The organism is Xanthovirga aplysinae, assembly GCF_009711365.1.
Classification (GTDB): domain Bacteria; phylum Bacteroidota; class Bacteroidia; order Cytophagales; family Cyclobacteriaceae; genus Xanthovirga; species Xanthovirga aplysinae.
Genome location: NZ_SMMB01001201.1, coordinates 1 through 11267 on the forward strand (window position 1 = coordinate 1; position 11267 = coordinate 11267).

The window sequence follows — 11267 nt, forward strand, 5'->3', positions numbered from 1 at the left end:
CTTTTTTAAAGAACTGTTGGTAATCTTCAGAAAGGATTTAAAGAAAAAATTTAACTCCTTTAACAAGGCTTTGGAGGAGCGAGACTTGGAGTCAGCAAGGATTTATATTCATGCGGTCGTCGGAGGGAGTGTTAATTTAAGTTTAAATGAATTGACGCGGCAAGCCAGGGTAATGGAAGACGCCCTAAAAAGAAAGGAAATTAATAATTTAAATCTCGAAGTTGAAAAAATGTCTAAAATCATTATAAAAAGTGACCAGCTGATTAACGAGGTGATTTCCCGTCTGTAAAGTTCCCAATTCAAATTCAGTAAGAATTTTAAAATTCATATATTTTCTCTCCAGAATACTATTGCCTATTGGAGAAAAGACTCAAATTATTGGGTATTTATAGTTTAAAATTCACTTTTAATTATTCAGGCTTTTTGAGTAGGGGAAGCCCTGCCAATATGAATGAGTGCATCACCCATATTTACAACAGGGTTGTGGTTGAGAGCAAGAATATAACCTTCAAATGGGGAAGTTATTTTAATTTCCAAATCGGCATAAGGACTAGAAATGAATCCTAATGTTTGATTTTTGAGGATTTTACTTCCTGTTTTCAGGTGAGTTCGAAATAATCCTGCCTGCTTTGCTCTAAGCCAGGAGGAATGGGTGATGAGTTCACTTTTCTCAAGGATGGGAGTTTCAAAAGTTTTCATTTCGAGAAAATTCATAATCCGTTTAATTCCATCCAAACCGGTGTTTATTACGGATTCGTCTAATCGCAAGGTTTCTCCTGCTTCATATAAAAGGATACATTTACCATGTTTAGTGGCAAATTGTCGAAAGGAATGGTCTCTGAGTCGTGAATTTATTATAAAAGGGGGAGCAAAAGCTTTGGCTAGTTCCAAACTAGTAGGATGATTAAAAGTGCACCTAATTTGAGGGTGGTTGGCTCTGGAAGCCCCTCCGGTGTGGAAATCAAGTCCATAATCAATTATGGGCAAAATATAATTTCTTAAAAAAAAGGCGATACGACTGGCTAGAGAACCACTTCGATTGCCAGGAAATGACCGGTTGATGTCTTTTCCATCCGGGACATACCTTGAAAATTGTAGAAAACCAAACACATTGACCACAGGGATACAAATTACGGTTCCTCTTTCCACTAAATTTACTTCTTCCTTTATAGCCCTTCGTAAAATCTCCATTCCGTTAATTTCATTGCCATGTAATCCTGCTGTTAATAAAAGCACTGGTCCCTTTTCTTTTGCCCTAAAAACAAAAGTGGGAATTTCCATAGGGTTGCCAGAAGGTAATTTGGCTATTGGAAAATTTATTTTGGTGGGAGTAACTTTGGCAATTTGTATTCCAGCAATAAAAAAGGGTTCCTCCTCTTTAGGCACTGATTTTTTTTCTTCTCTTTCTTGCATTTCTTTCAATGAATTCAATGATCTTCCCAGCGATATCTACACCTGTGGAAGTTTCTATTCCTTGTAATCCCGGAGAGGAATTAACCTCTAAAATTAGAGGCCCCTTAGAGGAAGGTAACATATCTACTCCTGCCACGTGAAGTCCCATCGCTTTAGCGGCTTTTAATGCAGCACTTTTTTGGGAACGGGTTAAAGTGACTATTTCAGCTGTTGCTCCTAGATGTAGATTAGAGCGAAATTCTCCTGGTTGGGCTTTTCTACGCATAGCGCCTACTACTTCCCCATCTACCACAAAGGCTCTAATGTCCGTTCCTTTGCATTCCTTAATAAATTCCTGTACAATGACCCTTGCCTTTAAACCATTAAAGGCGGCAAGGACAGACTCAGCTGCTTTTTTATTTTCCGCAAGTACAACTCCAATTCCTTGAGTTCCTTCCAAAAATTTTATCACTAATGGAGCTCCTCCTACGGAATCAATAATTTCATCGGTATGCTTAGAATAATTGGTGAAAACGGTTTTGGGCATTCCGAGCCCTTCCCTTGCTAATAATTGTAAACTTCTAAGTTTGTCTCTGGAACGTAACAATGCCTGTGAATCTGTTACGGAGAACGTTTTCATCATCTCAAATTGGCGAATAACCGCTGAACCAAAGAATGTGACGGAGGCTCCGATCCTTGGAATAATCGCATCAAAATCATTGAGGTATTCTCCATGGTATAGAACTTGTGGTTGTTTCTTCTCCATTACCAAATCACATTTGGAATGGTCTATGATTTGAATGGTATGGTTTCTCAATTCACATGCTTCGACTAATCGTTTAGTAGAGTATAATTCAGGGTTTCTGGATAATATTCCAATATTCATTTTTATATTTTTTTATGAGAAAGGTTCTTTTTATCTACATCTACCACAAAGCGATGTTTTAAGAATTTTCTTCCAAGCAAAATTGGAAATTTCATCTGTTGCCGGTTTGTTAAAGAAAAGTCAGTTAGTATTTTTTTATTAAAGATTTGAACGGTGGTCTGGATTATGAAGCGGTTTTCTTCTTCCCCAGTAGAACTTTTTATAATTTTAGTAGTATAGTCTTCGAAATAAAAGTCCCTGTTATTATAATCTTCATGTTTGGGGTCTAATACCCTAAAGTGTAAGGTCTTTTTTCCATTTTTATGGGTAAGTTCAATTTGATGACAATGGAGTGAAGATGAAAATGCTCCAGTATCTATTTTAGCTGCAACCTGAAATAGGTGAAGTTCAGGAAGGTCAATATGTTCCTGCCTACCAATTATCTTTTTGACGGGGTTTTTGCCTTTCAAAGGAAGTTTGTTTATTTGATTATATACTTTTCGCTCCTACTCTTTAGGCAAGCTTTTATTTATTGAAACTAATTAGTGTTTAGGTAGTTTTGTAATTTAGGATTTTGACCTTTTATGCACTTTTAGGGAAAATTCAAAAGTGATAGAAGTGAGAGAAAGCTGATTAGTATTACTAACCGAAGTGATAGCTTTTTTTGTGAAAAATGAGATTGTTCAAAAAGGGCTTTTTCCGAATTCCTTAAAAAGCAATAAAAAAATCCTAATAAGCGGGAGATCTGATAGCTGTTTCTTAATTTTAGCCCAATTTGTATTCCTGTCCACCTTTTTATTTTTTTTAGTATTCATGGAGGAGAAACTGAAAGATCTATCGACACTTTTAGTCGGTGAACTTTATCATGATCATGCCTTGCGTACTCTTTACGCAACAGATGCTTCTGCTTATCGGGAAATGCCTCTTGCAGTGGTTATTCCTAAAGGTACCGGTGACCTAAAGCAACTGATAGAATTTGCTGGAAGGGAAGGCGTGGCCTTAATTCCAAGGACGGCAGGAACTTCTTTAGCTGGCCAGGTGGTAGGCTCAGGAATAGTGGTAGATGTTTCCAAAAATTTCACCAAAATATTAGAAATAAATCCGGAAGAAAAATGGGTACGTGTTCAGCCTGGTGTAATTCGGGATGAATTGAACATGTTCCTGGCTTCCTATGGATTGTTTTTTGGCCCCGAAACCTCTACTTCCAATCGTTGCATGGTAGGAGGTATGGTGGGAAACAATTCCTGTGGAGCACGTTCGGTAATCTATGGTAGTACAAGAGATCATTTATTGAGTGTAAAAGTTCTATTAAGTGATGGAAGTGAAACAGAATTTAAAGCCATTAGTAATGAAGAGTTTGAAGCCAAATGTAGAGGGATAGGCACATCTGGTGAACTGGAAACTACTATTTATCAACAGATCCAAAAAATGTTGGGAGCCGACTCTCATCAGCAGGAAATTCGTAGGGAATATCCGAAAAAAAGCATTAAACGGCGCAATACGGGTTATGCTATTGACTTGTTGTTGGAGACAGCACCATTTACAGAAGGTGCAGAAGATTTTAATTTCTGTAAACTTATCGCAGGTTCAGAGGGAACTTTGGCATTTATAACAGAAATTAAATTGAATTTGGTGCCAGCTCCACCAAAGCAACAGGGGTTAGTTTGTATACACTTTAATAGTATAAATGATGCTCTGAAAGGAAACCTTATTGCTCTAAAATATGATCCGTCTGCATGTGAGTTGATGGATAATTATATTCTTGAGTGCACCAAAGAAAGTTTGCAATATCGTCAGAACCGGTTCTTTGTGGAGGGAGACCCGGAGGCTATTTTGGTAGTAGAGCTATTGCGTCATAGCCGGGAGGAGGTTGATGCGGCCGCTCAAGAATTAATAGAAGATTTGAAAAAGGAAGGTCTGGGTTACCATTTTCCAATAATATATGGGAAGGATATAAAGAAGGTTTGGGACCTTCGAAAAGCCGGTTTGGGCCTATTGTCTAATATTCCTGGGGATGCCAAGCCTGCTCCTGTTATTGAAGATACAGCAGTGGATGTGGAAGACCTTCCTGAATTCATTAGTGAATTTAACGAAACCCTAAAGCAGTATAATTTATACTGTGTGCATTATGCCCATGCTGGTTCCGGTGAATTGCACTTGCGTCCTATTTTAAATCTCAAAACGAAAGAAGGAAATCAACTTTTTCATAAGATTGCTGATGAGATCGCGCAATTAGTGAAAAAATACAAGGGTTCTTTAAGTGGGGAACATGGTGACGGTCGATTGAGGGGGGAGTTTATTCCCTTTATGATTGGGGAAAATAATTATGGTCTGCTGGAGGAATTAAAAGATTGCTGGGACCCTATGAATATTTTCAATCCGGGAAAAATTGTTCGTACTCCAAAAATGAATGAGCAATTAAGGTATGAACCGGAAATGGTTACTCCTGATATTGAAACTACCTTTAATTTTGACCGTTGGCAGGGAGTTTTGCGAACTGCAGAATTGTGCAATGGCTCTGGGGATTGCAGGAAAACCCATTTAAGTGGCGGCACCATGTGCCCCAGCTATATGGCCACTAAAGACGAGAAGGACACGACAAGGGCCCGGGCTAATATCTTGAGGGAAACCCTAACTCAGTCTGAAAAACTAAATCGTTTTGACAGTGAGGAAGTGTACCAGGTTATGGACCTTTGCCTTTCTTGTAAAGGATGTAAGGCGGAATGCCCTTCCAACGTGGATATGGCCAAACTTAAAGGGGAATTTCTCCAACAGTATTATGATGCCAACGGAGTGCCTTTCCGTGCTCGTTTAATTGCCGAAACACCTAAAGCCAATGCCTTGGCAGCCAAGATGCCAGGTTTGTATAATTTCGTGTTCAAAAACAAGGTGACAGCAAATTGGGCAAAGAAAACGATGGGATTTGCTGCTAAGCGTTCAATTCCTTTATTGGAGGATACCACCTTAAAGAAATGGTGGCAAAAGCATCAAAGGAATAATTTTGGCCTAAAACTTGGAGAGCAGCCTAAAGGAAAGGTCATGCTTTTCTGTGATGAGTTTACCAATTATAACGATGTAAGTATTGGTATTAGGGCTATTAAGTTATTGACCCAATTGGGCTATGAAGTCATTATTCCTGAACATAGAGAAAGTGCCAGAACCTATTTGTCAAAAGGACTGGTGCGTGAGGCTAAAAAGATTGTAAATGAAAACATCAGACTTTTAAGTGAGCAGGTCAATGAGGATGTCCCTTTGCTAGGAGTTGAGCCCTCTGCAATTCTAAGCTTTCGAGATGAGTATCTTGATTTGGCAGAAAAGGAATTAATGGAGTCTGCTCAAAAGCTTTCAGAGAATGCTCTTTTAATCGATGAATTTATTGCCAGAGAGATAGACAAAGGAATTATTAAAGCAGCCCAATTTTCAAGTGAAAAGAGGTTGATAAAAGTGCATGGGCATTGTCATCAAAAAGCTCTTTCTTCTTTGGTTCCAACTAAAAAGATGCTTTCCCTACCCCAAAATTACGAGGTACATATGATTCCTTCAGGGTGCTGTGGAATGGCAGGGTCTTTTGGGTATGAGGAGGAGCATTATGAAGTTTCCATGCAAATTGGGGAATTGGTATTGTTCCCAACTGTGCGTAAACAACCTGATGAGGTCATTATTGCTGCTCCAGGTACAAGCTGTAGGCATCAAATAAAGGATGGGACAGGCCGCCAGGCTAAGCACCCTGTGGAGATTCTTTATGAAGCGTTAATTTAGTTAAAAGTTATAAGTGATGAGTTAAAATAGTTCTTGGGAAAATAAGGATTCCAATGAAACCTTATTTTCCCTCCTATTTCTTTACTATTAACTATTAAATTTTAACTTTTAACTTAGGCCTTTTTACTTTGACCTTATAACTCTTCACTAATAAAGGAACCGTTCTTTAATTATTCATTGTTCTACTGTCAAAATTTTCCTTAGCCACGCTGACGGTAGAATGAAGAAAAAGGTTTTTGCTGTAGTTGTAATCCTTCTAATAGTAGGTGGAGGGGTATTTCTCCACTTCTTGCCAGATATTTCCCGAAATTATTTGGAAAAACATAGTAATGAATTATTAGGGAGAAAATTGACATTAAAAGCTCTGTATTTTAATTACTTTAAGGGAGAAATTACCGCGGATACACTTGTTCTTTTTGAACCTAATGAAAAACAGGTCTTTGTTAGTTTTGACCGATTGTTTGTAGATATTGAATTAAAAAAACTCCTTAAGAAGGAATTTTATTTTTCAGCAATTGATATTCAAAAGCCCAACTTTAAGGTTGTTCAAAGGGGAAAACAATTTAATTTTTCCGATATCATCAAACGGCTGAAGGAAAAGAAGAAAACTTCTGAAAAAGCTCGCATCACTAAATACTCTATTGAAAATCTAAAAATTACAGACGGTTATTTTCGGTATAGGGATGATATCTATGATCGTGAGTACATTACCAATGATTTGGACTTGGAGTTACCAGCTATTTCATGGGACACCCAAACTGCCAAAACCGATTTTGTTTTCGATTTTGAACATGGAGGGCATGTGGAATCCAAATTAAATTTGGACTTAGAAAGTGCAAAGTATAGGTTGGAGTTGAAAGCCAGGGATTTTGTATTGGATATTTTAACCCCCTACCTTAAGGAGTTAATGGCCATCAACGCCATGCAAGGACTGTTTGGAGGACAACTTCAAGTAGAGGGAGAATTGGAACACCTTGCGAATTTGGAGATAAATGGAAAAGGGGAATTTAAGGAATTTCATGTGCAGGATAAGCAAAACAGGGTCCCAATTAAATTTGAGGAGTTGACTTTTGCCATTGAATCTTTTGATATCGAAAATCTGACTTTTTACCTGGATTCTCTCATCCTTAAAAAGCCGGAAGTTCTTTTGGATCTCTATGCCAAAGGGGGCAGTAATTTGAAAGAGCTATTTGCTTTTAACTATGTTCCTCAGAAAGATACCAGTAAATTTCTTTTCAAAAAGGGAGTGGATACACTTACTGTCCGAAGGTCATTCGTTCTCAAAACTAAATTACTGGAGGCCCAAGAAGGAAAGATGCTTTTCAATAATTATAGAGGAGGGAAAAATTTGACTTACCGTTTGGATAGTGTGGAAATTCATTCGGAAAAAGTCAATTATCACAGTCCGGAATTAAGAGGGGATTTAAGTTTCTGGGTGGAAAATGGGGGAAAAGTGGTTTCTAAAGTCTACTACAATTTAAATAGTAAGGTTTATGATTTAAATTTAGAGTTAGAAGATTTTTTGATTAACCAATTTACCCCTTATTTAAAAGATCGATTGAATTTTACTGCTCTGGATGGTAAGCTAACTAATAAAGTGCATATGGCTGGAGACCTGGATGAACCCCTGACTTTTACACTTTCAGGATTTAATCAATTGGACCAGCTTTCTTTGAAAGATGAGGAGAATGTAGAAATTCTATCTTTTAAGCAATTGTCTACTCTTATAGATTCCATCGATACGAAAAACTCCTTGTGTTATTTGCAGTCATTAGAAATTAATGAACCCTACTTAAAATTTGAGTTATTTCAGGATAGGAATACTTATACCACTCTAATAAAAGAAAAAACCAAAAAAGCCCAAGGCACCAAATCTGAAGAAAAGCAGTTAGGCCAGAGATATAGCACACCTGAGAAAGAAAGGGAAAAAGGCGGGCCTTCTCCCCCTACCCAGGAAGAGGTTTTTGCTGAAGAAAGGAACCCTTTAAAATATTTGGTGAAGGACCTGAAAATAAACCAAGCCATTTTATTATTCTATGATTTTACCCTTGGTGAACTTTTTAAATATCGATTGGATCATCTGAATATTAGTGGGAAGAATATTGCGTACAATAATGAGTACAATCAATTTAATATTGAATCCAATTTGAACCAGAAGGGACATATCGAGGCCAGATTGGATTTGAATCCCAATAATTACCCGGATATGCGGCTAGTCTATGATATCTACGATATGGATATGACCGACTTTAACCCATATTCTGTTTATTATACTGGTTACCCCATTGAAGAAGGAGTATATCGCCACGAAAGTAAAAATAGAGTAACCTCCCATTTTCTTAACAGTGGAAATGAAATAGTCATGAGGGATATTAAGTTGGGCAATAAACAAAAGGAGAATGCTGAATTTAATTTGCCATGGAAGTTTGCCATTTCAGTTTTAAGGGATGTTGAAGGAAATGTAAATGTTAGTCTTCCAGTTGAGGGGAATTTGGACGATCCTGATTTTCAATTAGGAAAGGTGGTTTGGCAGGCAATTCAAAATTTGGTTACTAAAGCTGTGGAAGCTCCTGCCCGGTTTTTGGCTGAAACTTTTGGATTAAGTGAGGAAAAAGTACGTTTTATTGCCTTTGACTATCTGCAAGAACGTCCAAATGCTGAGCAAACTAAAACACTGGATATCATTGCCCAAATTCTGGATACCAGAGAGGGAATAGAAGTTAAATTTAATCAGGAAACTGATGTAGAGGAAGAAAGGAATAGGCTTATGATTTTTGAAGCAAAAAAACGCTACTACATAAGGAAAAACCACCTAGATAAGGATGTTGTTCTTTTATCTGTGGATGTAGATAAAATCAATTCCATTGATGATGATGATAAGAAGTTTAGAAGGTATTTGTTCTGGGAAACAGAAACCTACGCTGATGAAACACCCTTGATAGAACAATGTCGTCTGCTGGTAGGGGATGAATTTGCAGACGAGGCAGTAAATTCTATAGTGGATTCCCGAAATAAATACATTGACAATTATTTGAATAATATTAAAAATATACCTAAAAACCGATTTGTAGTGGAAAATGTTGACCTCAAAAAGGTGGATGTAAAAGGTAAGAAAGTTCCGGGTTTTGAAGTAACTTATGGTGCTATTGAATAAGTTGTGGGTGTTTTCAGAAATAATTTAATAATATATAGCTTAATATTTGATGAAATTATTTCTGTTTGATTTAAAGGTCTAGTATTCATTTCTATTGTTATTTTGAAGATGATCAACCGGTTAAGTAAATGAAGTATTGGTTGTTTAATCATTCACGGCAATAGAGTATTATCATAATCCATCAAAATAATTGTAAACCGGATGCAGATAGCAAGAAGTTTTGAACTCAAAGAATTTCTTTCTAGTGAAGAAAAGGAGTTCTTTGCCAAACACGGCTATATCCACTATAGAGGTTTTTTATCCCCCTCTCGAGTTAAGGAAGTGGACATGGCCATTGACCAGGTGGAGAGGCATTGGATTGAAAATAATATCATTCAGATAAATGGTATTCCTATTAAGTTTGGCAAGGGAACCCATGGCCAAAAGATAGTGCATCGCTTTGCTTTTACCTCCTTATTTAATCCTGTTCTACATGAGTTAATTGAGGATCCCCGGTTACAGCAATTGATGCCCTTATTATGTGAAAATGCCAGACTGGGAGAAAGAGAAAAGGATGGTATGGTGGTAAATCATTATTACAATCATCCAGGTAGTCGGTTTCGACAAATAGGATGGCATACAGATTCCATTCGTGACATTTTTTATGGGACAAGAATCCAGCCGATGTTGAATATTGGCATTCACTTAAATAGTTTTCCTATGAAAAATGGGGGGCTTAGAATTTTGCCTGGAACCCATAAACAAAATATTGTTAGGCTTTTAACGCGTAAATTTTATTATTTAAACCGAAAGGCAGATCCTAAAGAAGTGGGCTTTAATGTAACCGCTGGAGATTTAACAATTCACCATGGCCGTTGCTGGCATAGGGTAGCTAAATGTTCTTTAGAAGGAGAAGTGAGTCGACGAAGGGTTATCCTTTTGCCCATAATAAATGGAAAATATGCCCCCAAAGATGAGTTTAGCAAAACCCCATTTTATCATAGATTTCTGCGGTTTATTAGTTAACCAGAATTATTGAATGGCTAGTAAAAATAATTAAAAAAAAACTTATGTTATACACTTTACCAGGAAGTTGTATTTCCACTTACTTTAACTTTACCATTTATAATAATAAATTGAAGTTACTAAATCTCTAAAAAAGTTTTTTACCTAATTTTTTGAGTTAAAGGATTAGTGTGATGTTAGCTCATTATTAAATATTCATTATTCATTATTAAAACTCCTCTCATGTCTTATGCTTTAATCACAGGAGCAAGTAAAGGAATCGGGAAGGCCTTGGTCCATGAGTTTGCCAGTAGGGGTTATTCTATTCTGGCAATTGCTCGTTCAGAAAGACTATTGAAAGATTTGGTCATCACTATTGAAAATAGATACCCAGTTACTGCTAAGTACCTGGCAATTGATCTAACTGAAGAAGGAGCAGTGAAGAAGGTGGTTGAATGGAGCCAGACAGAAACAAAAGAATTGAAAGTGTTGGTGAATAATGCCGGCTATGGGATGTGGGGGCATTTCAATCAGATGAATTTTGAAATGCAAGAAAATATGATGCAATTGAATATGCACTCCCTTGTTGCACTGTCTTATGCTTTTTTGCCTCAATTATTGAAACAACCCAAAGCCTTTATTCTCAATGTTTCCAGCTTAACGGCTTATCAAGCTGTACCTACCTTGAATATTTATGCAGCTACTAAGGCTTTTGTTCTTTTGTTTAGCCGTGGATTGAGTAGAGAATTAAAAGGGAGTTCTGTTTTTGTTTGTTGTTTAAGTCCAGGGGCTACCCAAACGGAATTCTTAAAAAGAGCAGGAATGGGTTCCATGGAAGGAATGGCTAAGATAGTATCCATGACCCCTGAAAAGGTAGCTAAAATTGCTGTAAACGGAATGTTTAATTGGAAGAAGGAAATTATCCCAGGTTTTATGAATTTGTTGTCTATTAAGTTATTGAAATTATTGCCCAAAGGTGTGAGTGAGCGAATCATGGAATTTGTCAGTTCCTACTCTAAGTAGATTTTTTATTCTAAATCATTAGGGAAAGTTAAATCCCTGTCCCTAAACAGCTCCTATAATTCACTTTTTTCTTAAGATATTCCGCCTTAT

The 11267-nt window shown here is 37.1% G+C and carries 8 protein-coding genes; 5 read left to right on the forward strand and 3 right to left on the reverse strand.

What is annotated here, in order from left to right; genetic code table 11:
- Positions 1 to 289: Hpt domain-containing protein (locus E1171_RS16635; RefSeq protein ID WP_155207180.1), on the forward strand; the 289-nt coding region annotated here is incomplete at its 5' end.
- Between the two features lie 125 nt (positions 290 to 414).
- Here the strand turns inward: E1171_RS16635 and E1171_RS16640 are convergent.
- The 3 genes from E1171_RS16640 to E1171_RS16650 are packed head-to-tail and all read right to left on the reverse strand — an operon-like array spanning position 415 to position 2727.
- Positions 415 to 1413 carry a succinylglutamate desuccinylase/aspartoacylase family protein gene (locus E1171_RS16640; RefSeq protein ID WP_155207181.1) on the reverse strand — a complete coding sequence of 333 codons (999 nt, stop codon included), beginning with the start codon at positions 1411 to 1413 and terminating at the stop codon, positions 415 to 417.
- Positions 1379 to 2278, reverse strand: coding sequence for a 30S ribosomal protein S6--L-glutamate ligase (gene rimK, locus E1171_RS16645; RefSeq protein ID WP_155207182.1), 900 nt, complete (start codon positions 2276 to 2278; stop codon positions 1379 to 1381). Before rimK ends, E1171_RS16640 begins: the two co-directional genes overlap by 35 nt.
- A gap of 2 nt (positions 2279 to 2280) precedes the next feature.
- On the reverse strand, positions 2281 to 2727 hold the full coding sequence (locus E1171_RS16650; RefSeq protein WP_155207183.1) for an ATP-dependent zinc protease family protein: 447 nt from the start codon (positions 2725 to 2727) through the stop codon (positions 2281 to 2283).
- Positions 2728 to 3070: 343 nt separating this feature from the next.
- On the opposite strand from E1171_RS16650, the gene E1171_RS16655 reads away from it, so the two are divergent.
- The 4 genes from E1171_RS16655 (at position 3071) to E1171_RS16670 (ending at position 11177) form a co-directional block, all read left to right on the forward strand.
- Entirely contained in the window at positions 3071 to 6016 is a 2946-nt protein-coding gene (locus E1171_RS16655; RefSeq protein ID WP_155207184.1) for an FAD-binding and (Fe-S)-binding domain-containing protein, read from the forward strand.
- 220 nt (positions 6017 to 6236) lie between these two features.
- Positions 6237 to 9170, forward strand: a complete 2934-nt coding sequence (locus tag E1171_RS16660) for a DUF748 domain-containing protein (protein ID WP_155207185.1) — start codon at positions 6237 to 6239, stop codon at positions 9168 to 9170.
- 201 nt (positions 9171 to 9371) lie between these two features.
- Positions 9372 to 10175 carry a phytanoyl-CoA dioxygenase family protein gene (locus E1171_RS16665; RefSeq protein WP_155207186.1) on the forward strand — a complete coding sequence of 268 codons (804 nt, stop codon included), beginning with the start codon at positions 9372 to 9374 and terminating at the stop codon, positions 10173 to 10175.
- 222 nt (positions 10176 to 10397) lie between these two features.
- Positions 10398 to 11177 (forward strand): SDR family NAD(P)-dependent oxidoreductase, encoded by a 780-nt coding sequence (locus tag E1171_RS16670; protein WP_155207187.1) that lies wholly within the window; start codon positions 10398 to 10400, stop codon positions 11175 to 11177.
- The last annotated feature ends 90 nt before the right edge of the window (positions 11178 to 11267 follow it).

Excerpts from the sequence above, each read along its gene's own strand:
- E1171_RS16660 (WP_155207185.1), top strand. The coding sequence starts at position 6,237 with ATGAAGAAAAAGGTTTTTGCTGTAGTTGTAATCCTTCTAATAGTAGGT.
- E1171_RS16665 (WP_155207186.1), top strand. The coding sequence starts at position 9,372 with ATGCAGATAGCAAGAAGTTTTGAACTCAAAGAATTTCTTTCTAGTGAA.
- rimK (WP_155207182.1), bottom strand. The coding sequence starts at position 2,278 with ATGAATATTGGAATATTATCCAGAAACCCTGAATTATACTCTACTAAA.
- E1171_RS16655 (WP_155207184.1), top strand. The coding sequence starts at position 3,071 with ATGGAGGAGAAACTGAAAGATCTATCGACACTTTTAGTCGGTGAACTT.
- E1171_RS16640 (WP_155207181.1), bottom strand. The coding sequence starts at position 1,413 with ATGCAAGAAAGAGAAGAAAAAAAATCAGTGCCTAAAGAGGAGGAACCC.
- E1171_RS16670 (WP_155207187.1), top strand. The coding sequence starts at position 10,398 with ATGTCTTATGCTTTAATCACAGGAGCAAGTAAAGGAATCGGGAAGGCC.